Below are 22455 nucleotides of genomic sequence, written 5' to 3'. Positions count from 1 at the left end.
GACGAGCTGTCCGTTCAGGACAGTTTGCCCGGAGCAAGAGTGCAGAGGTGCGGGTCGCCAGTGGCGACCTCAAAAGGCCGCAGGTATTTTGAAGCACCGACCGAGCCGACAGGCGAGACCGCAGCCCTTTGAAGGGAGTCAAGGGGGAACGCCTTGCCCAGTGATATGATGCTGTGCGTCATATCCTACTGGGTATTATCTGGCGCAAAATGGCGGCAGATCCAGCAGCTCCGCTGCTGCGCACTCTCCCGGCAAGCTGTTGAAATGAAAGAAGCCTCCTCTAAACCTTATACCAAAATCAGGAAAAAGTAATCAAAACAGGTTCGCTTAGGAAGCCAATAATAGACCTACGAGGCCCACGACTTTAGTGATTTCAGGTGCTATAATAATTGCAGAGATGCAGCATCTTAGTGATTCCCCGCAAAGAAAGAATAGCGATGCAACAAGAAATGGGAACGATGCTTCCTACTTTCACCGAAAATTAGGAACTCACAGTTCCTGTTCGAGTATGAGTTTCTTTGCTATACTTTTCTTGCAGAGCGAAAGCAAACTCTTCTAAGCGGAAAGCGACAAACGCCATGATCTCCCACTGAGGGAAGGAGCGATAGGTCACTTTCTTTGCAGTATGACAACCACATAAATCCTTTTCTGAAAGGACTACCTCTCGATTCCGAGAGAAGATTTCAAGACACGGTCTTGAAATGCAAGACCCTTAGCTTGGAAGAATTGTATTACTCTTGTGATCTAATAGCATGAGTGGCCGTACACAAAAATACAGGAAAAGAGGGATGTCTATCTGAAATTAACACGACACAACGGACGAGCCGGAACCCACGGCACCTATAACCCAAAGCACAATGACCGGAGTTTCAACCTTGCCAACAGTGAACACATCGACTCGGAACGAGCTAAAGGTAACATCTACTGGGACTGCTATCATGGCATCCGTTCTGCATCCGACAAGGATAAACAGACTGCCGCATTCAGCGATGTGGAGAAGATGTTCTATGAAATCCATTACGCTCACTTTGTGGAGAACCAGAACGCCCGCAATGCGAAGATTCGCCACACCGAGCGCAATCGAACCATAGAGGACTTGCTTGCAGGTAAGAAAACCTGCCCGGAAGAAACCATCTATCAGCTGGGAACGCTGGATGAACACGCCTCGGCAGAGGACTTGCTGAACATCGTCACCGAGTTCATTGAGGAGTTCAAGGCCAAGTTTGGCGAACACGTTCATGTGCTGGACTGGGCATTGCATCTGGACGAAAGCACACCCCACATCCATGAGCGTCATGTGTTCGACTGCGAGAACAAGTACGGCGAGGTGGCACCCCAGCAGGAAAAGGCGTTGGAAGCGTTAGGCTTCGATCTGCCCGACCCGGACAAGCCCCTCAGCCGCCGCAACAATCGCAAGATCACCTTTGATGCCGCCTGCCGGAAAATGCTGTTTGAAATCGCCAAGCGGCATGGGCTGGATCTTGAAGAAGAAGCGGAGTACGGAAACCGCAAATATCTGGAAAAGCAGGATTTCATCCTTGCCAAGCAGAAGGAGCAGCTTGCCGCCCAGCAGAACAAACTGGACGAATTGACCCTCAAGGTCAACGACATGGAAACGCTGATCGACGAGGTATCGGCTGCGGCTTACGACAAGGCGGTGGAGGTCGTGACCGATGTGGTGCGCACCGAGACCCGCAAGGAAGATATGCGGATGATCGAGGACACGAAAAAGTGGGTGCTGTCCCCGGAACGCAAGGCTCCGCAAACCACGAGAGAATACGCCGCCCATCGGTTGGACACCGTGCTGGACAAGTTCCTCAAGACCATGCAGACCACCGCTGCCCGCTTGCAGGAGAAACTCCTGAAGCCGGAGGCTCGGCAGAAAGGCAAGGAACAGGTCAAGGAGAAAGCACGGGATTCCGTTCTGCAACTGTTGAGCCGTTTGCAGGCAGAACAGGCGCAGCGGAATCCATCTGTACTTTCAACTGCGGAAAAGTCAGAAAATCGCTTTCAATAATAGTACGAGGTGATGTTTATTGAACAAAGAAGTCAACGAAGAACGTGCTCCCCGAACCGTTGGAGATGTGAAAGAGATGCTGTCCAAACATTCCAATGGCGAAATCCAGCGGACGATCCAAAACTGCATCACGATTTTGCAGAACGACCATGTGCTTGCCGATGCCATTCGACTGAATCTGTTGAGCGAGCGCATTGACATCGTAAAGCCTGTGGGCTGGCCCCGCTCCGGCAAGACGCTGAGCGACACCGACATGAAGTATATCCTGCGTCGGATGGAGAAATACGGCATCTCCAGCGAAAAGAAGATTGAATCTGCCATCCACATCGTTGCCAACGAGAACCGCTACCACCCCATCCGGGACTACCTGAACGGCCTAAAATGGGATGGAACAGAACGGATAGCCCACGTCTTGCACCATTTTCTCGGTGCTGCGGAGGACGAATACACTTGCGAAGCCATGAAGATCTTCCTGCTGGGAGCCATCAAGCGGGTGTTCCAGCCGGGATGTAAATTTGAAACCATGCTCTGTCTGGTGGGCGGGCAAGGTGCTGGGAAGTCTACTTTCTTCCGGTTGCTGGCAGTCAAGGATGAATGGTTTTCGGATGACCTGCGGCGGCTGGACGATGACAACGTGTACCGCAAGCTGCAAGGGCACTGGATCATTGAAATGTCGGAGATGATTGCCACCGCCAATGCCAAAAGCATCGAGGAGATTAAGAGTTTTCTCAGCAAGCAGAAGGAAACCTATAAAGTTCCCTACGAGACCCATCCTGCCGACCGTCTGCGCCAGTGCGTCTTTGCTGGCACAACCAATCGGCAGGATTTTTTGCCCCGTGACCGCACAGGCAACCGCCGTTTTATCCCCGTCCCGGTGGATGCGGAACTGGCCGAAGCTCATATTCTGGACAACGAGGAAGATTCCCGTGCCTATATCGACCAGCTCTGGGCAGAAGCCATGACCATTTACAACAGCGGTAATTACAAGCTGGCATTCAGCCCTGCCATGCAGGAAACGCTGCAAGTCCATCAGCAGGACTTCATGCAGGAGGATGCACAGGCTGGCATGATCTACGCCTTTCTGGAGGACTACGCAGGTGACCGGGTGTGTTCCAAGCAGCTCTATGCGGAAGCACTGGGCAACACTAATATCCCGGCAGAGTGGGAGACCCGTGCGATCTGCGAGATCATGAACACCGGCATTTCGCGCGGCGATATCCAAGGCTGGCAGGCACACAAGACCGCCAAGCGTTACCCGAAGTACGGCGTTCAGAAAGGCTGGGAGCGCGTAACCAGCCCCGAAACCGGGGCTGAAGATTTCTCCGAAATAACGGATGCGGAAGCCAAGCAGATGGGCTTTCCCTTCTGATGAACGGCGGTTACACGTCTGGTTACAGATTCGGTTACGCCCCAGTTACAGCTCAAAAGCCGCATGACTGCTGCGTTTTTCTCTTTCTGTAACCATGTAACCTTAAAAAGAGAAGAAGAAGTATAAAGCCCACCGAATGTCCTGCGTACAGAAAAAGAGAGCTTTCCTGGCCGGTTACAGGCGTTCGGTTACAAGGAATTGGAGGTCTGCCTATGAAGGAAGTTCGCGTTTGCGAAGCAATGAAATCCCCGGTGGGGACTTTAAGCGATGGAACGGTCTTGCATCAGCAAGATGGAGGGACCAAGTCCCGACAAGTTCCGATTTGGGAAAAGAGCAATCTGACGCTGGAAGAAGCTGCGGCTTACTCCGGCATTGGCATCAACAAACTGCGTGAAATTACGAATGAAGATAAATGCAAATTCGTCCTTTGGGTGGGAAACAAGCGTCTGATTAAACGTCGCCTGTTCGATTGCTTTGTCGAGCAAGCATATTCTATTTGAGAGGCTGCCAAAAGCTGCAAATGTGAAACCGTCCTTTTCTCATTCGCTGCGGGTGGAAATCGCATGGTTGATGTGTTATACTGACACTGACCTTATAGATGCGCTTTTCACAGAAAGGAGTTTCTAAATGTCTGAAAAGCGCAAAGATAGCAAGGGTCGTGTTTTGAAGGATGGCGAAAGCCAAAGAGCAAACGGCACCTACGACTATCGTTATACCGATACTGTTCGAGCAGCGCTGTTGCGTGTAGTAAAAGCCAGAGCGTCCACGAAAGTGGAAGCGCTGGTGGATGGTTGCAGCGGATTCCTCTTTCTGGACAAGTCCGGAATGCCGAAGGTGGCAATGCACTTGGAAAACTATATGCGTGGCGTGCAGGGAAAGTTTGAGAAGGCGTACAGCAAACCTGTTCCGCGCATTACACCTCATGTGCTGCGACACACCTTCTGCACCAATGTTCAGCAGGCCGGGCTGGATGTAAAAAGCCTGCAATACCTGATGGGACACTCCAATGCCAGTGTGACGTTGGATGTCTACACGCACAGCAGCTTTGAATCGGTTGAAAGGGCCTTTGAACAGATCGCCGGCAACCTGTGATTTTCGACGCATGAAGCGGAATTCCTTACGCCGAAACTTACGCCAAAACTTACGCCAATCACCCGGTAAGTGGCGTAGATTTGCGTAGAAAAGCGTGAATCGTGCAAAAACGGAGAATCTGGAAAAATCGGCTTGTGGCCTTGATAATTCTACAAAAGCCTACGTTTCCCGATATTCGTGATTCGGCTCCAAAAGTGTGGTTTGGAAGGGCGGCATGTACTAAGCCGCTTCGCGCGCAATCAAATTTATACACCGCAGGAGGCGGAGTTTCCCATGTGGGAGGCTCCGCCTCCTTTTTTTCAAATCACTGCCCCTCTGATGCAAAATGTGATATAATAGACCTGTTTCATCAAAATAAAGAGGGGTATCGTTATGGAACGAACAGCTTTTACCGCCTATCGGGACAAGGTCGTCACCAACTGTGCCAGGGTCATCGTGGGCAAGGACGACATCATTGAAAAAGTCCTCGTCAGCTTCTTGTGCGGAGGCCATGTCCTGCTGGAAGACAAGCCCGGCACCGGCAAGACCATGCTTCTGCGCGCTTTTGCCCGGACTGTGGGCGGGGATTTCCGGCGGGTACAGTTCACGCCCGACCTGCTCCCGTCGGACCTGACGGGCATCAACTTCTACAACCAGAAGACCGGCGAGTTCGAGTTCCGGCCCGGCCCGCTCTTCACCAACTTTGTGCTGGCGGACGAGATCAACCGCGCCACGCCACGCACCCAGTCGGCCTTGCTGGAAGCCATGGAGGAAAAGCAGATCACGGTGGACGGCGTGACGAGCCGCCTGGCTGAGCCGTTCATGGTGCTGGCGACCCAGAACCCGCTGGAATCCTTTGGCACTTTCCCGCTGCCGGATGCCCAGATGGACCGCTTTTTCATGCGGTTGTCACTGGGGTACATGAACCGGGAGCAGGAGATGGAAGTGCTGTCCCGCCCGTCGGCGCAGGCGGTGCTTAGCCAGTTGAACCCGGTGGTCACGCCGGAGGAAACGGCCTATGTCCGCACGGCTTACCGTGAGGTGAAGGTCTCCGACGATGTGAAGAACTACCTGATGGACATCGTGGAGGCCACCCGCATGCAGGGCGGTTTCGTGAGCGGGGTGTCCACCCGTGGTGCGCTGGCGCTGTATCAGGCGGCGCAAGCCTACGCGGCTCTGCAGGGCCGGGACTACGTTGTTCCGGAGGACGTCAAGGGGCTGGCCCCGGCGGTGCTCTGCCATCGTGTGGTCCTGGGCGGCAGCATGAACACGGAAGCTGCAACCCAGCGGCTGCGGAAGCTGCTATCCGATGTTGAAGTTCCGCTGGAGAACCACTGATGGCGGCGGTCGTATTTGCGCTGGTGCTGGCGGGGCTACTCTTCTGGCTGGAACAGGAGTCTTGTGTCCACAGTCTGGACGATTTGCAGGGGCTGCTGGAAACGGAGGACTTCCTTGCCGAGGCAGACCAGCCGGTGAACCTGCGGCTGACCGTACGGAACAGCGGCCCCCACTGGAAGTCATTTGCAGCCCTGCGGCTCCATCTGGGGCGGGAGCTCACCCCGTGCAGCATGGACCACCTGACCAGAGACTGCGCCGGGCAGGGGCACACTGTGCGGTGCACGGCCTGGCTGCGTCCGCAGCAGGAGGCTTCGTTCAAAGTCGCGGTCCGCGTCGGGCAGCGGGGCCGCTATGTATTGGAGCCGCTACAGCTGATCGGCGGCGACCTGCTGGGCCTGAAGACGCAATCCCGCACAGAGCGGGGCTTCCATGAGCTCGTCGTTCCACCCAGGGAATGCGACCTGCCGGAACTGGACGGCCTGATGGGCGGCTTTCTGGGCGGCATCTCGGTGAACCGCTACCTCTACGAAGACCCCATCCTGACGGCAGGCTATCGCGAGTACCCCAGCGGCGACCCGATGCGGGCCATCTCCTGGAAGCAGAGCGTCCGTGGGCGGGGCTTGATGGTGAAAAAGTTTGATTACACGACCGAACCACGGGTCGTGGTGCTGGTCCATGCGGATTCGTCGCGCTATACCCAGCCGGAGCGGGTGGAGCGGTGCTACTCCATGGCCCGGACGGTCTGCCGGATGCTGGAAGAAAAGGCGGTGTCCTACCGCTTTGCGCTGAATGCAACGTTCGACCTGCTGATGAACGCGACCGTGACGGCGGGCGACGAGTGGAAAAAGCCGCTGGAAGTGCCGCAGGGGTACGGACCAGAACATTTCCGCCGCATGCTGGAAATGCTGGGCCGCGCCACCGGGCAGACCGCCCAGCCCTGCCGGGAGTTCTGCGCCCGGTATTATCACGCGCAGGAGCAGACGAGCTGCATCTTCCTGACCACAGAGCCGGAAGCAGAGGCCCGCGCCTGCCTGAACCCGATGCCAGGGGTCCGGTTGTTGGTCCTCACGCCGGAATGTGTGCAACAATGCGGAGAGGAGGGACCGGTATGATAGCACTACATGGACTCCGCATCCTGGGCGACCTCGCGTTCTACTACGCCTTTGCAGGCTCTTTTGCGGCAGGCTTCGGCGGGCATCCCACAATTTGGGCGCTTCTCTGGCCCGCTGTCTGTTTTGCGGCGGCGGCCTGTTTCCGGGGAAATCCCTCCCTGCGCACCGTGCTGGCGCTGGCCAGTGCGGCGGCGCTGCCGTTTCTGCCTGCACGGGCGGATCAGCTCGTCTATCTCCCGGCGGTGTGCTATGTGACGCTGCTGGCGGTGCGGGAAGAGTTCGGCCTTTCCGCAGTGCAGCAGGGGGAGCGGTTCCGCTGGCTGCTGCGCATCTGGCCGCTGTTCGGTGCGGCGATGCTGCTGTGGAACGCAGACGCGGTGCTGACCACAGCCTTGCCCATGGCGATCACGGCGGCGCTTGCGCTGGTCTGGTTTACTCGGACGACCCGGCAGGACCCGGAGGTGTATAGTGCGCCATCCTACCTGCTGATATCCGGCGGGCTTCTGGCGGCGCTGAGCGGCGCGGCCTTTCTGCTCAGCCGCAGCGCCGTGATGAACGGGGTGAAAGCTCTGGCCGCAGCGGTGTATTTCAAGCTGCTGGTGCCGGTGTTGCAACTGGTGCTGAACAATGTGGTGGCCTACGGCATCGTCGTGGTGTTCCAAAAGCTGTGGTATGCCATTGCGTGGGTGCTGGCCTTGTTCGCAAACCGGCAGGTCGCAATGGGCGATTTGTATGAATCCAGAGCGGGCGATGTCCGGGACGCCATCGGCGAGGAGAGCGGCCTGCTGATGGACGGCCCACGGGTGCTGGCCGGAGTGGCGGTGCTCTTTTCGGCGGTGCTGCTGATTTTAGCGGTGCGGCACATCCTGCGCCGGGGCCGCGCGGCGGAACCGACCGGTGCTGCCCCGATGACGAAACGCCGGACCTCCCTGCGCACCCGCCGTCGGTGGCCGGGGCTCTTCCTTAGCCCGAACGCCCGTGTCCGGCGGGAATACCGGGCCTATCTCGACTACTGCGAGGCCCACGGCCTGACCATCCTGCGCGGAGATACCAGCCTGGACATCATGGGCCGTGCCTCCGGCATGGACTACGCTGCCGAGGCCGAACTGCGCGAAATTTACCTCTGCGCCCGCTATGCGGAAACGGCTACCGCCGAGGACGCTGCCCGCGCGGCAGAGCTCGTGAAAAAGATCTGCGAATGACCGCATCAACACCCCCTGACTGGCCCACACTGTTTCAAAAGGCCAAAGGGGGCGTTTTCATGTCCGGACGGCGGGTGCTGGCGCTGTATGCGCTGCTGGTGGGGTGTTTTGCGGCGGTGGTCTGCCGGTTGTACTGGCTGTGCTCCCACACGGACTATGCAGCCCGCGCGGCGGCGCAGAGCGTGGTGACGCTGGCGCTCCCGGCACGGCGGGGCAATTTCTACGACTGCGAGGGCCATCTTCTGACGGGCTTTGGCACAAAGTGGACAGCGCTCTGTGTGCCCGGCGGGGGAAACTATACCCGGCTCTTTCCCTGTACCGATGCGGCTGGGCAGGCGCTGCTGTACCAGAAACGAAACGCAGCCTCTCCGTTCCTGCTCACGGTGGACCGCGATGTTTCGCCGCTGGGCATTTCCTGCTGGCCGGTGGCCGTGCGCTATGCGGCCGCGCCGCTGGCTGTGCAGCTCATCGGGTATGTGGACGGCGACGGCAGGGGAGCCGCCGGGCTGGAAGCCGCGTTTGATGCGGCACTTTCCGGCACCGGAGAGGGCGACACGCTGACCTGCCTTGTCAATGCGCAGGGGCGTCTGCGGAGCGAGCCGGAACAGACCCACGCCGACAGCGGGGCCGTGGGGGTCCAGCTGACTCTTTCCCGGTCGGTCCAGCGGGCGGCGGAAGCCGTTGCGGGTCGGATGATGACCACCGGCTGCATCGTGGTGCTGGATGCCGCAAACGCCGAAGTCCGCGCCTGTGTCAGTGTGCCGGGGTATGACCCGGCAGACCCGGCTGCCAGCCTGAATGCGGCGGACAGCCCGATGCTGAACCGGGCCTTCCAGAGCTACGCAGTGGGGTCGGTGTTCAAGCCGGTGCTGGCCGCCGCCGCGCTGGAAGCAGGGGAGACCGGTCTGGTCTACACCTGCCCCGGCTGGTGCGAGGTGGACGGGCAGGTGTTCCGCTGTGCGGGCGGCATCCCGCATGGGGAGGTAGACCTTGCCGCCGCACTGGAAAAAAGCTGCAACGGATACTTTATCCGGCTGGGGCAGGTGCTGGGGGCCGAGCGGGTCCGTGCGCTGGCTGAGCAGGTGGGCTTTGGGCAGGCCGCGGAACTGACGGACCGCTTCCGCACGGCGGCGGGCATCCTGCCAACGGCGGAAGCCCTGACCTCGTCCGGGGCCTATGCAAATTTCTGCTTCGGGCAGGGGGAGCTGCTGGCAACGCCGGTGCAGGTGGCCGGGATGCTGAACGCGCTGGTCACCGACACCTGGCGGATGCCGCTCTTTTTGCGGAACACGCTGGACGAGGCGACCGGGGAGCCGCTGGAAACGCTGGCCCACCGGCGGGCGGAGCCGGTCGTCTCGGAACAGACGGCGCAAACGCTGCGCGGTCTGCTGGCGGGCGTGGTGGCAAACGGCACCGGCCGCGAGGCGGCCCTGCCGGAGACCACCGCCGCCGGGAAGACCGGGACGGCCCAGACCGGCCAGTTCCGAGCGGGTGAAGAGCTGAAAAACAGCTGGTTTGCGGGCGTTTTTCCGGCGGAACAGCCCCGGTATACCATCGTGGTTCTGCAGGACGCCCAGACAGAACCTGCCCATTCCAGCGCCGCAGTCTTTGCCGCTCTGGCCGAAATGCTGGAAAATTTGGCTCGATGAGGCAGAGTCCATCTTGCAATTTGCGCGGTTGTATGCTATCATATTCTTGTATTTGTATGCAGTCTCAATCAAATTCAATCAAATTTACAATAAAAGGAGCGTTCCATCCATGTCTGCTATTGAAATCGTCGGCGGCGCCATCCTGCTTGCTGCCTCGGTCGTCATCATCGTCCTCACCCTGATGCAGCACACCCACGGTCAGGGCCTGTCCGGTGCGATCAACGGCGGCGCATACGGCGCAAACAACGCACGGCTGACCCCTGCCGACCAGATGCTGGCCAAGGTGACCCGCATCGCCGGTGTCGTCTTCTTCGTGGTGGCCGTCCTGGCCTGTGTGTTCGCCAGCCGTCTGGCTTGAGGACCCGCGCACAGCCCCGTGTAAGGCGGGGCTGTTTTTCTGTCTGAAATTTCTCTGTCTGCGCTGCGGACAGCTCTTCTTCTGAGGGGAGCCTCTGACAGGCCGGGTGGGTCTGCATCGGATGAGAAAAGCCCAATGGGCAAACACTGCCGGGTGCGGATGCCTCCGGCAGAAGGTGGGAAACTCAGGATTCCGCTGGAGAATTTTGAGAATGTTGTTAAGGAGTAAAATCTATGTCATTACGCGATAAGATCGAGCATGCCATCCAGAACCAGCCCTGCACCGTCAAGGACCTGAAGGCCCGCTTCGGCGGCGACCGCGGGGCAGACCGCAAGGTGATGGAAGCACTGGATGCTCTGGTGCACGAGGCCGTGGTCTGCCAGCGTTCGGGCGTGTTCTTCACCGTGCGCTCCGGCCGCGCCGAGAAGGCCCTGCTGTGCAAAGTAGTCAAACTGGGCAAGAACTTTGCCTTTGTCATGCTGGAAGATGAGACCAGCGATATCTTCATCCCCGGCCGCTTCACCCGCGGCGCGATGCCCGGCGACGAGGTCCTCGTCGAGAAGTTCGAGCATCCCCGTGTGGAGGGCAGCGACGAGGGTGCCATCCTCGCGGTGCTTACCGAGAAGAACGACCTGGTGGGCACGGCCCGCCGGATCGAGGGCCGTCTGAAGTTCGTGCCGGACGACTGCCCGGCCATCTCCATGCAGCTGATGCGGAACTGCGAAGGCGGCGCGAAAGACGGCGACAAGGTGGCGGTCGAGATCCTGATGCGCGGCAGCCGCCAGGAAGACCACCGCGTCGGCGTGGCCATGCGGTTCGGCAGCTCGGATGAAGCCAAGCGCTGCGCCAAGGCGTTGCTCTACGCCCGCGATATCCACACCCGCTTCCCGGACAAAGTCCGCGAGGAAGCCAAGAAGTTTGAGGGCATGACCGTTTCGGAAGAGGACTGCAAGGGCCGCATGGACCTGCGCGCTCTGCCCATCTTCACTATCGACAGCGCCGAGACCAAGGACATCGACGATGCCATCAGCCTGACCCGCACTCCGGAGGGCGGCTTTGAGCTGGGCGTCCACATTGCGGACGTCTCCAACTACGTCAAGCCCGGTTCTGAGCTGAACGAAGAGGCGTTCAACCGCGCCACTTCCGTCTATTATGCCGACCAGGTCGTGCCCATGTTGCCCAAGAGTCTGTCCAACGGCATCTGCTCCCTGAACGAGAAGGAGCTGCGCCTGGCCTTCTCCTGCCTGATGCGGCTGGACAAGGACGGCAACCTGACCGATTACCGCTTCGTGAAGTCGGTCATCTGCAGCCGGGTCAAGGGCGTCTACGCAGAGATCAATGCCCTGCTGGCCGGAACGGCCGATGCCGAGATCCAGGCCAAGTACGCCGAGGTGGCCGACCAGCTGCCCGCCATGAAGGAACTGTACGCCCACCGTGCCCGCCTGCGCACCGAGCGCGGCTGCATCGACTTCGAGAGCGGGGAAGTGAAGCTCATCCTCGACGAGGACGGCCACTGCATCGACGTCAAGAAGCGCACCTCCGGCGAGAGCGAGGCCATGATCGAGGAGTTCATGCTGCTGGCCAATCAGTGCGCGGCCCACTTTGCCCGCGTCAAGCAGATCCCCTTCGTCTACCGTGTCCACGAGGAGCCCAACGGCGAAAAGCTGGAGCGCCTGCATGCACTGCTGCAGGCCTGCGGCATCAACGACCACTTTGCCAAGGAGGTGCCCACGCCCAAGGAGCTGAGTGCCATTCTGGAAGGGGTGCGCGGCACGGCATTTGAACAGATCGTCAATACCGGCATGCTCCGCTGCATGTCCAAGGCCTGCTACGAAGAAAAGCCCAAGGGCCACTATGGTCTGGTGCTGAAGGACTATGCCCACTTCACCAGCCCCATCCGCCGCTACCCGGACCTGGCCATCCACCGCATCATGACCGATCTGCTCGGCGGCACCGACAAGGAGACCATGGCCATCCGCTACACCGATTTTGCGATCCAGGCCTCCAAGCAGTCCAGCGAGCGCGAGGTCATCGCGGTGCAGATCGAGCGCAAGGCCGAGGACTGCTACAAGGCCGAGTATGCCCGCCGCCATCTGGGCGAGTGCTACGAGGGCATCATCTCCGGCGTGACCCAGCGCGGCCTGTTCATCGAACTGGAGAACGGCGTGGAGGGCTTCGTGCCCGCTTCCAGCCTGACCCCCACCGGCACCATGCTCACCGAGGGCATCCGCCTGTCTGACCCGGTCTCCGGCAAGAACTGGAACCTGGGCGACAGCATGATGATCACCATCGTCCGCGCCGACGTCAACCTCGGCAAAATCGATTTTGAGGTCGCCCCGGAGGCAAAACAGTAACCCGAACGGATTTCATCCGCTCCCGTCTTCTGTCACAGGAAGGCGGGAGTTTTTTTGCGCTTCACACTTTTGCCATATTTCCGACAAAGGTTGAGTTTTGTATAAAGTTTATACACTGGTCATCTTTTGTATGTTGTTCTGTCACAGGGGATGGGATATACTAAGCACAACGAAAGGGCGAGCGGGAATGCCGCCCGGAAAGAACCAAAACTTCAGGAGGTCTGCGTTATGTATTATTCCAGTGGCAACTACGAAGCGTTTGCACACCCCAAAAAGCCGGAAGGCGTTGACAATAAATCGGCCTATATCATCGGTTCGGGTCTGGCGGCACTGACCGCTGCCTGCTATCTGGTCCGCGACGGTCAGATGCAGGGCGACCACATCCATGTGATCGAGAAGGACCCGCTGCCCGGCGGTGCCTGCGACGGCTACAAGTACGACATCGGCTATGTGATGCGCGGTGGCCGCGAGATGGACAACCACTTCGAAGTCATGTGGGATCTGCTGCGCTCCATCCCGTCTCTGGAGACGGAGGGGGCCAGCGTTCTGGATGAGTATTACTGGCTGAACAAGGAAGACCCCAACAAGTCCCTCTGCCGTGCCACCGAAAAGCGCGGCCAGGATGCCCACACCGACGGCAAGTTCGGCATCTCCGACCGGGGCGCGATGGAGATCATGAAGCTCTTTTTCACCCCGGACGAGCAGCTGCAGGACAAGAAGATCACCGACATCTTCGACGACGAGGTCTTCAGCTCCAACTTCTGGATGTACTGGCGCACCATGTTCGCGTTCGAGAACTGGCACAGCGCACTGGAGATGAAGCTCTACCTCAAGCGCTATATCCACCACATCGGAGGTCTGCCCGACTTCACCGCCCTGCGCTTTACCCGCTACAACCAGTATGAGTCCATCATCCTGCCCATGGTCACCTACCTGAAGGACCACGGCGTGGAGTTCCGGTATGAGACCAAGGTCACCGACGTCCGCTTCCGGATCGAGGGCGGCAAAAAGCAGGCCAGTTCCATCACTGTGGAGCACAAGGGTGAGGAAAAGGTGCTGCCGCTGACCGAGAACGACCTGCTCTTCATCACCAACGGCGGCTGCGTCGAGAGCTGCACCATCGGCGCACAGGACAAGGCAGCCGGTTTCGACCCCACCATCAAGCCGGGCAACGGCTGGGATCTGTGGAAGAAGATCGCCGCACAGGACCCCTCCTTCGGCCATCCGGAGAAGTTCTGCTCGCAGCCGGAACTGTCCAACTGGGAGAGTGCCACCATCACCACCCTGGACGACAAGATCCCGCAGTATATCAAGAAGATCTGCAAGCGCGACCCATTCACCGGCCACACCGTCACCGGCGGCATCGTCACGGTCAAGGATTCCAGCTGGCTGCTCAGCTGGACGCTGAACCGCCAGCAGCAGTTCCGTGACCAGCCCAAGAACCAGCTCTGCGTCTGGGTCTACGGCCTGTTCAGCGACAAGCCCGGCGACTATGTGAAGAAGCCCATGCGCGACTGCACCGGCCGTGAGATCTGTATGGAGTGGCTGTACCATCTGGGCGTTCCCACGGAGGACATCGCCGAGCTGGCCGACCACAGCGCCAACACCGTGCCGGTCATGATGCCGTATATCGACGCCTTCTTCATGCCGCGCGCCTTCGGCGACCGCCCCGACATCGTGCCGAAGGGTGCCGTCAACTTCGCCTTCCTGGGCCAGTTTGCCGAGACCGGCCGCGACACCATCTTCACCACCGAGTATTCGATGCGCACCGGCATGGAGGCTGTTTACACCCTGCTGGACATTGACCGCGGTGTGCCGGAGGTCTGGGGCAGCACCTATGATGTCCGCTGCCTGATCGACGCCACCGTCAAGCTCCGCGACGGCAAGAAGCTGACCGATATGGACCTGCCCTTCATCCAGAGGGTGGCCCTCAAGGAAGTGCTCAAGAAGATCGAGGGCACCGACCTTGAAAAGTTCCTCAAGGAGTACAACGCCATTTAAGGCGTTTTCTCAAACGTCTCCTCCGATCCAGTTTGGACCTCCCCCTGAATGCGGCCGGGCTCTGCACCCTGAGACAGGATGCAGGGGCCGGCCCTTTTTCGTATGATTTTACGGAAAATTTCCAAAATAGTACGACTTTCGTGAAAAGGATTTGCGCGGATTTTACAGTTTTCTCTTGCCCGGAGCGGCATTCTGTGATATGCTTAATCCAGAAATGCAGACCTCGCTGCGGCTGCGCTGCATACCACGGCTCCCCGTTGGGGAGCTTTTGTGCGGGCGGCGGCAGAGAGGCCGCAAAAAAGAGAGTACCGTAAATTGAAGGAGGTCATTTCCTGTGAAACAGTTCATTTCCCGCCGCAGCTTCCTCAAGGCTGCCGGAGCTGCCACTGCACTGACCGCAGTCTCCCTCGGCGCACCCGCCGCATCGGCCGAAGAGACCAATTGCTTCCTGGGCGAAAAGTCGGCTGTTACCATCCTCTACACCAACGATGTGCACACCTACATCGACAAAAAATCCCCCGAACTGACCTATGCCGGTATCGCTGCACTGAAGCAGAGCTATGTGGACGCTGGCCAGAACGTCCTGCTGGTGGACGCTGGCGACCACATCCAGGGCACGGCCTATGGCTCCATGGATGATGGCGAGACCATCATCAAGCTGATGAGCGAGGCCGGTTACGACCTGGCCACCCCCGGCAACCATGAGTTCGACTACGGCATGGCCCGCGCAAAGGCAGCCATGAAGGAAGCCGCTTTCCCCTATGTTTCCTGCAACTGGGTGGACCTGCGCACCGGCCTGAAGGTGCTGCCCAGCATCAAGATCTTCACCATCGGCGGCGCGCGCATCGCATTTGTGGGCGTTACCACCCCGGAGACCTTTACCAAGTCCACCCCGGCCTACTTCATGAACGCCAGCCAGACCAAGTACATCTATGACATCCTCGGCGGCGACGATGGCCAGAAGCTGTACAAGGCCGTCCAGAAGGCCATCGACAAGGCAAAGCTGCTGGGTGCAACAACTATCATTGGTCTGGGCCATCTGGGCGTAGACCCCTCGTCCGCCCCCTGGACCAGCGAAGAGGTCATCGCACACACCACCGGTTTCGATGCCTTCATCGACGGCCATTCGCACACCGTGATGGAGAATAAGCAGGTGACCGATGCTTCCGGCAAGGCCGTCACCCTGACCCAGACCGGCTCCTACTTCAAGAATGTCGGCAAGATGACCATCGGTGCCGATGGCTCCATCACCACCGAGCTGCTGCCCAGCTACGATGGCGCAGACGCCGCTGTGGCCGCTGCCACCAGCGAGTGGGTGAGCGCAGTGGACGATATGCTGGGCGAGGAGATCGCCGTGGGCGATTCCAAGTTCTACATCACCGACCCCGCCACCGGCAAACGCCGCATCCGCTCCGGCGAGACCAACCTGGGCGATTTCGTGGCCGACGGCATCTATACCTACTTCAATGAGATCGAAGACCTCCACTGCGACATCGCCATCATGAACGGCGGCGGCATCCGTACAAATGTGGACGCAGGCCCCTGGAGCTTCAAGACCTGCAAGACCGTCAGCCCCTTCGGCAATGTGGCCTGCCTGATGTCCGTCACCGGCCAGCAGATCCTGGATGCCCTCGAATTTGGTGCCCGCTTCGCCGGTGCCGAGGGCAAGGAGAACGGCGGTTTCCTGCAGGTCGCCGGTGCCAAGTATGAGATCCACGCCATGGTCCCCAACACCGTCCAGACCGACGACAAGAATGTCTGGGTCGGCAGTGCTACGACCCCGCGTGTTTCGAATGTGGAGATCTACGACAAGACCACCGGCACATACAAACCTCTGGACCCGAACGCCACCTATGCGCTGGCTGGTATGAACTACACCCTGCGCAACCTGGGCGACGGCTTCGCCATGTTCGACGGCGCAGAGCTGATCAAGGACTATGTCTCGGAGGATTACCTCGTCATGTCCAGCTACGCAGCCATGTTCGGCGGCGTGGATGCGAACGGTCTGCCGCACCTTTCCAGTGCCAACAGCCCGCTGGCCGATTACCCCGGCTATCTGCTCAACTACGAAGATCCCTACGGCGCAGGCCGCATCCAGATGATTTGGTAATGCCCTGAACCGAGAGAGACCGCTGTGCTCCTTCCGTTATCGACGGAGCCAGCGGTCTCTTTTTGTGCCCGGCGGAGCAGACCGAGCGCGGGAACGCGCTGCGCTGATTCGGGGAATTGCATAGATTCCGGGAGCGTTCCTTGTGAGCAATGCTGAAATTCAGAAAAGCACGGGTTGTTCGCTTGCGAACAATCGGGCCGTGGGATATAATAAAAAAGAACAAGTGATATATCAGCTGCGCATTCCCGCGCACGAAAAAGGAGAAACAAGATGGAGATTCGATACACCAGCGCTGCCCAGTGGGCTGACGCCCGCGACGGCGTCATTCCGGCACCCTATGCTCTGGAAGCGGGGGAGAGCATCACCGACCGTTACCTGGAGCCGGTGGTCTTCCACAACGAAAACGGCCCCGACATCGGTGTGACCACCTGCGGCGTCATCGTCAGGGACGGACTGTACTTCAAGGATATGGACAACAGCGGCGAGCTGGTCCCTTATAAGGACTGGCGGCTCAGCCCCGAAGAGCGCGCAAAGGATATGGTGGCCCATCTGCGCCTGGACCAGCAGGCTGGCCTTGTGCTGAACACCCTGTTCAACACCCCGGTGGTCCCCACCCGCGCTGCGGCGACTGGGGCCGATGGCAAGCTGGAAATGTCCAAGATCTACAAGCACCACGACCCAGACGAAAAGCCCATCCCCGGCCCGCTGCCCGGCATGACCATGAGCATTGATGACGCCGATGTGCTGGACAAGCACATCACGGCGGGCGTTTACCGCGGCGATATGCACTGCGAGGCCGGTATGGTGGCACTGTACCACAATGCGGGCACCCAGATGCTGGAATACGAAGCCTGCAAGGGCGGCGTGGCGATTCCGTACTCTCTGCACACCAACCCCATCAACATCGGCTACCCGGACTCTCTGGGCATCGGTGCAGCGGTGCTGGGAGACGGCAACGCAGATTTCGTCTATGAAATGGCCGACACTGACCGGAAGATGATGAAGGCTGAGGGCCTGCACATCATGTACGGCCCGCAGGTGGACGTGGCCACCGACCCCCGCTGGCCCCGCACCAACGGCACCTACGGCGAGCGCACCGATGTGACCAGCGACATCACCGAAGCCCTCATCAAGGGCTACCAGAACGGCGACGACGGCCTGAACGAGGGTTCGGTCGTCCTGACGGTCAAGCACTTCCCCGGCGATGCCCCCTCCGAGAACGGCTTCGAGCCGCATGTGCCCATCGGTCAGTGGCGCATCTACCGCACCCCCGGCTCGATGGAAAAGTACCATCTGCCCCCGTTCCAGCGGGCATTCGACTACAAGGCGTCCTCCATCATGCCCGACTACTCCCGCATCGCCGCCGATGGCCGCGCCGTGCCCCAGACCTACCGGGGAGAGGTGACCAGCACCGAGGCGGTGCCCAGCGCATACAGCAAGGAGCTGCTCACCGACCTGGCCCGCAACAAGATGGGCTTTGACGGCTACATCAACTCCGACTCCGGCATCACCAGCGTGCAGATCTACGGCGTGGAGGACCTGACGGTGCCCCAGCGCTACGCCAAGGCCATTTCCGCCGGTACCGATGTCATCGGCGGCAACACCGACCCGGAGAACATCATCAAGGCAGTGGAGGACGGTCTGCTGCCCAAGGCCGACCTCGACCGCGCCAGCTACAATCGTCTGCTGAGCCTGTTCCGCACCAAGCGTGTGGACAACCCCTATCTGGACCCCGACCAGGCCGACCAGGCCCGGCAGGACAACTTCGATGGTGCCAAGAAGAAGGCCTACGAAGCCAACCAGAAGGCGGTGGTGCTGGTCAAGAACCACGGCGGTGTTCTGCCGCTGGCCAAAGAGAAGAAGGTCTGCATTGTCACCTTCAAGGGCGTGGACTCCGGCTTTGCCAAAATGGCACAGGCCATGGGTGCCGGTCTGGGCTCTGCCGATGCCGACGAGGCGCTGCGCAAGACACTGGCGGAGGCCTTCGAGAAGAAGGGATACACCGTCGTCGCCACCCCGGAGGAGGCCGATGTGCTGTACCTCCATGTGCGGCCCATCAGCAACGGCGTGGTGTTCTACCAGTTCGCCATGCCCGTCATTGAGATGGGTGAGATCGTCACCGACGAGCGCGAGATCAACAAGAGCCAGAAGAAGACCGGCAAGCAGGTCACGGTGACCACCCTGAAGGACGTCGAGAAGATCCGGGAGCTGGCCGATGCCATCCATGCGCGCGGCGGCAAGGTCGTGGGCACCTGTGTGGTGAACAACCCCTGGCTGCTGGACAAGCTGGAACCCTACTGCGACGCGCTGACCATCCAGTACACCGTCAGCACGGTGGCGCTGAACAACGCCCTGAACGCACAGGTGGACGTCATCAGCGGCGACTTTGCCCCCACCGGCAAGCTGAGCCTGACCATGGTGTCCGACCCCGCCGTCATCGCCATCACCGAGCAGGAGATCGACGGTGTGGTGCGTGAGATCTGCGCATCGCCCAACGATGTGCCCGGCTACGATAAGGACCTGTACATCGACCCGGCCATCCTCGCCGGGGTGCGCGGCGGCAGCTACGCTTACTGCGACGCCGACGGCAACTATTACCGCAGCGGGTTCGGTCTGAACTACTGACCCTCTCCGTCATTGCTTCGCAATGCCACCTCTCCCGAAGGGAGAGCCCTTGGCATGTCGGGTAGCTCCTGCTGGACGCTCAAAGTTTTTTCGCTCACAAGTAGAATGGAGTTCCGTGCCGCTTGTCAAAGCCCGCCGGGGGTGCTACAATGGAACCAACGACTACGCTGAAAGGGGATAGAACTATGGAATTTCGGGACAAGCCCATGCAGAACCTCGTTCGCATCAAGGAGAAGGAGATCTGCAAGAATGTGCAGGCGCTTTTGCTGGACGGCGAGACCATCGTGGGCGCGTACAAGACCGTGCGCGACCAGGCGGTCTTTACCTCGCACCGCATCTTTCTGGTGGATATGCAGGGGGTCACCGGCACCCGGCAGGAGATCTTCGTCCTGCCGTACCGCAAGGTGCTGCACTTCGGCGTCCAGACCGCAGGCTTCGGCGACCCGCTCCAGACCTCTGAGCTGACGGTCTGCTTCGCGGATGAGCACGAGGCAAAGTTCGGGTTCATCGGGCAGGACGAGCTGCTGAATGTGGCCCGCGCCATCAGCCGCTGCATCCTGTAACACCGTTACAAAAACGCAGAGCGCCCGCTCCGGCTTCTGACCCCGGAGCGGGCGCTCTGCGTTTGCTGTAATATGCGAATAACGGAGAATGGCGAACGATCAGCCGGCCACACGGTCCATCCGGCCTGCCTCCAGCATGTAGCGCAGGAAGCCGGTCACGTCGGCGGGGTCGGTCACGGTGATGTCAAAGCCCTTTCTGGGGGCGTCCATCATCCGGAGGATGGAGGATGCGGTGGCATCCTCTTTCAGGTCACAGGTCTTGCCGTTGTCCAGATGCAGCAGCACACTGCCGCGGCTGGCGGAAACCTGACGCATGAAACGGTCTTTATCAAAATATTCGATACGAAGCATAAAAATACCTCCTGTCAGAAAATTGTTTATTTGCACGCCGTCTTACGGGTGAGCTGCTCGTGCATGACGATCATCAGGATCAGCAGCGCCAGCAGATACACGGGGAAGAGGGCAGGGGCAACGTTGTTTGCCAGCAGGCCGAACAGCGGCGGCATGACCAGATTGCCGACATAGGCGCTTGCCATCTGGATGCCGATCACAGCCTGCGACCGGTCCGCGCCGAAGTGGTCCGGCGTGGAGTGGATGATGCTGGGGTAGATGGGCGCACAGCCCAGCCCCACGAGGACGAGGCCGGCCAGCGAGAGCGCCTGCGGCCCCGGCAGAAGCAGGGCGGCCACACCCACGGCCAGAACGGTCTGCCCCAGACGGATCATCTGGGTGTCGTTGAAGCGGAGGGTGACGAAACCGCAGAAGCCGCGCCCCACCGTGATGCCTAAATAGAACAGGCCCGCAAAGGCAGCGGCCGTGTCGGCCGGGACGCCCTTGCTCAGCGTGAGGTAGCTGCTGGCCCAGAGGCCCGCCGTCGTTTCGAGGCCACAGTAGCAGAAGAAGCAGAGCATCACTTCCCGCGCACCGGGGATGGCCAGGATCTGGGGCAGCGTCAGCGGCCTGGCCGGGGTGCCGTCCGCAGTCTCGGCGGCCGGGCGGCCTTTCCAGAGCGGCAGGCTCAGCACCAGAACGGCTGTGATGCCGACCTGGATGAGGGCTACGATGCGGTAGCCGCCGTTCCAGCCCTGCCCGCCGGTCAGGGCCAGGCTCATCAGAACCGGGCTGATGATGGTGCCCACGCCCCACATGCAGTGCAGCCAACTCATGTGGCGGCTCTCGTAGTGGAGGGCGACGTAGTTGTTCAGGGCAGCGTCCACGCTTCCGGCACCCAGCCCGTAGGGGATGGCCCAGAGGCAGAGCATCCAGAACGCGCTCGCCGCCGAGAAGCCGAACAGCGCCGCCGCCGTCATCGCCACACTGAGGGCCGTGACCTTGCCGGTGCCCAGCGCACGGGTCAGCCGGTCGCTGCACAGGCTGGAAACGATGGTCCCACAGGAGATGATCATCGAGACGATGCCTGCGTAGGACACCGGCACCCCGAAAGCGGGGTAGAGATTCGGCCAGGCGGAGCCGAGAAGCGAATCCGGCAGGCCGAGGCTGATGAATGCCAGGTAGATGACCGGCAGAAGAAGCTGTGCCATGGGTTGTGTTCCTCCCGTTTCGGTGTTATACTGGACTTGCGGCCTCTGATGAAATAATACCACGAAATAAGCGGCTGTGGTAGGAGAAAATCTGAAGTTTTGTGCAACAAAACCGGCATTGATAAAAAATGTTCAAAGATTTGCGGAAAGGAACTGGTCAATATGGCATATCGAACGAGCTGTGCAACAATTATCCATGAGGGCGGCATCCACTGCGAGACGGACATCGTGGCCGACGCCGAAGGGCGCGAGCTGGTGCAGCACGGCAGTGCGCTGTTTCCCATCGCCTGCTACGCCGAAGACCTGGCCAGCTACTCGGTGGCATGGCACTGGCATGAGGAATTTGAATACATCCTTACCATACAGGGCCCCCTCCATGTGGATGTGAACAAGACCCGCCTGACGCTGCAGACCGGGCAGGGCGTCTTCCTCAATTCGGGGGCGCTGCACTCGGTGGAGCAGGCGGAGGGCACCGCCCTGCTCCACTCCGGCGTCTTCCAGCCCCGTCTGGTGGGCGGCATGGACACCATCTTCTGGCAAAAGCTCATCCGGCCCCTGCTGCAGCCCGGTGCCCCGGCGTTTTTTCTGCTGGACGAGGCGGTGCCCTGGCAGAAACAGGTACTCGTCTTCCTGCGGGACGCCTGGAAAGAGGTGGCGGACGAGCCGTTCGACTACGAGAACCGGGTGCGGTATCATCTCTCGGCGGCGTTGCGGCTGCTGAGCACCCAGTGCGTGGGCGGCAAGACCAAGGTCTCGGAGCAGGAGCAGATCGCCTCGGAGCGGATGAAGCGGATGCTCCGCTACGTGGAGGAGCACTACGCTGAGGAACTGACGGTGGAGAAGATCGCGGCCTGCGTGGCCCTGAGCGAGAGCGCCTGCCTGCGCAGCTTCCGGCAGCTGCTGGGCATCACGCCCATCCAGTACGTCAAGCAGTTCCGGGTGGAAAAGGCCGCCGAGCTGCTGCGCTCTACCCGGCTGAAGACCGGCGAGATCGGTCTGGAATGCGGCTTCTCAGACGGCAGCTACTTTATTAAAACGTTCCGGGAGATCAAGCACTGCACCCCCCGCGAATACCGCACAAAATTCTGTTGAGATCTGGAAAAGGAGAAAAAATCGGAAGACAAAGCGCGCATAATCAAACAGCC

The 22455-nt window shown here is 59.9% G+C and carries 17 protein-coding genes; 15 read left to right on the top strand and 2 right to left on the bottom strand.

Annotation, left to right across the window (positions count from 1 at the left end; genetic code table 11):
* The first annotated feature begins 796 nt into the window (after window positions 1-796).
* The 14 genes from J3350_RS01080 (at window position 797) to J3350_RS01015 (ending at window position 19769) form a co-directional block, all read left to right on the top strand.
* A complete protein-coding gene (locus J3350_RS01080; protein ID WP_370569252.1) occupies window positions 797-2017 on the top strand; it encodes a hypothetical protein in 1221 nt (406 codons plus the stop codon).
* Between the two features lie 76 nt (window positions 2018-2093).
* Entirely contained in the window at window positions 2094-3386 is a 1293-nt protein-coding gene (locus J3350_RS01075) for a virulence-associated E family protein (protein WP_242700073.1), read from the top strand.
* Between the two features lie 212 nt (window positions 3387-3598).
* On the top strand, window positions 3599-3886 hold the full coding sequence (locus tag J3350_RS01070) for an excisionase (protein ID WP_015538067.1): 288 nt from the start codon (window positions 3599-3601) through the stop codon (window positions 3884-3886).
* A 127-nt stretch (window positions 3887-4013) separates the two neighbouring features.
* Window positions 4014-4478, top strand: a complete 465-nt coding sequence (locus tag J3350_RS01065) for a tyrosine-type recombinase/integrase (protein ID WP_207685402.1) — start codon at window positions 4014-4016, stop codon at window positions 4476-4478.
* Window positions 4479-4850: 372 nt separating this feature from the next.
* Complete coding sequence (locus tag J3350_RS01060) at window positions 4851-5795, top strand: MoxR family ATPase (RefSeq protein WP_207685401.1); 945 nt, start codon at window positions 4851-4853, stop codon at window positions 5793-5795.
* Entirely contained in the window at window positions 5795-6907 is a 1113-nt protein-coding gene (locus tag J3350_RS01055; RefSeq protein WP_207685400.1) for a DUF58 domain-containing protein, read from the top strand. The genes J3350_RS01060 and J3350_RS01055 overlap by 1 nt, the downstream gene beginning before the upstream one ends.
* On the top strand, window positions 6904-8109 hold the full coding sequence (locus tag J3350_RS01050) for a hypothetical protein (protein ID WP_207685399.1): 1206 nt from the start codon (window positions 6904-6906) through the stop codon (window positions 8107-8109). Before J3350_RS01055 ends, J3350_RS01050 begins: the two co-directional genes overlap by 4 nt.
* A 59-nt stretch (window positions 8110-8168) precedes the next feature.
* Window positions 8169-9758: a penicillin-binding protein 2 gene (locus J3350_RS01045; RefSeq protein ID WP_207685398.1), complete on the top strand. Its 1590-nt coding sequence runs from the start codon at window positions 8169-8171 to the stop codon at window positions 9756-9758.
* 109 nt (window positions 9759-9867) lie between these two features.
* Window positions 9868-10116: a preprotein translocase subunit SecG gene (secG, locus tag J3350_RS01040; protein ID WP_097792492.1), complete on the top strand. Its 249-nt coding sequence runs from the start codon at window positions 9868-9870 to the stop codon at window positions 10114-10116.
* A gap of 233 nt (window positions 10117-10349) precedes the next feature.
* Window positions 10350-12470, top strand: a complete 2121-nt coding sequence (rnr, locus tag J3350_RS01035) for a ribonuclease R (RefSeq protein ID WP_207685397.1) — start codon at window positions 10350-10352, stop codon at window positions 12468-12470.
* A gap of 228 nt (window positions 12471-12698) precedes the next feature.
* Window positions 12699-14471 carry an oleate hydratase gene (locus tag J3350_RS01030; protein WP_118551962.1) on the top strand — a complete coding sequence of 591 codons (1773 nt, stop codon included), beginning with the start codon at window positions 12699-12701 and terminating at the stop codon, window positions 14469-14471.
* Window positions 14472-14805: 334 nt separating this feature from the next.
* Window positions 14806-16581, top strand: a complete 1776-nt coding sequence (locus J3350_RS01025) for a bifunctional UDP-sugar hydrolase/5'-nucleotidase (protein ID WP_207685396.1) — start codon at window positions 14806-14808, stop codon at window positions 16579-16581.
* Between the two features lie 270 nt (window positions 16582-16851).
* On the top strand, window positions 16852-19206 hold the full coding sequence (locus tag J3350_RS01020; RefSeq protein ID WP_207685395.1) for a glycoside hydrolase family 3 protein: 2355 nt from the start codon (window positions 16852-16854) through the stop codon (window positions 19204-19206).
* A gap of 149 nt (window positions 19207-19355) precedes the next feature.
* A complete protein-coding gene (locus tag J3350_RS01015; protein WP_242700072.1) occupies window positions 19356-19769 on the top strand; it encodes a PH domain-containing protein in 414 nt (137 codons plus the stop codon).
* 99 nt (window positions 19770-19868) lie between these two features.
* On the opposite strand, the gene J3350_RS01010 is transcribed toward J3350_RS01015, so the two are convergent.
* A complete protein-coding gene (locus J3350_RS01010; RefSeq protein WP_207685394.1) occupies window positions 19869-20120 on the bottom strand; it encodes a hypothetical protein in 252 nt (83 codons plus the stop codon).
* Window positions 20121-20146: 26 nt separating this feature from the next.
* A complete protein-coding gene (locus tag J3350_RS01005) occupies window positions 20147-21310 on the bottom strand; it encodes a sugar MFS transporter (RefSeq protein ID WP_207685393.1) in 1164 nt (387 codons plus the stop codon).
* Between the two features lie 162 nt (window positions 21311-21472).
* On the opposite strand from J3350_RS01005, the gene J3350_RS01000 reads away from it, so the two are divergent.
* On the top strand, window positions 21473-22402 hold the full coding sequence (locus J3350_RS01000) for a helix-turn-helix domain-containing protein (RefSeq protein WP_207685392.1): 930 nt from the start codon (window positions 21473-21475) through the stop codon (window positions 22400-22402).
* Window positions 22403-22455: the final 53 nt, after the last annotated feature.

Source organism: Faecalibacterium sp. Marseille-Q3530 (assembly GCF_017377625.1).
Lineage (GTDB): Bacteria > Bacillota > Clostridia > Oscillospirales > Ruminococcaceae > Faecalibacterium > Faecalibacterium prausnitzii_E.
Note: the sequence above shows the minus strand (reverse complement) of the source record. Positions and strands in the feature narration are given on the sequence as shown.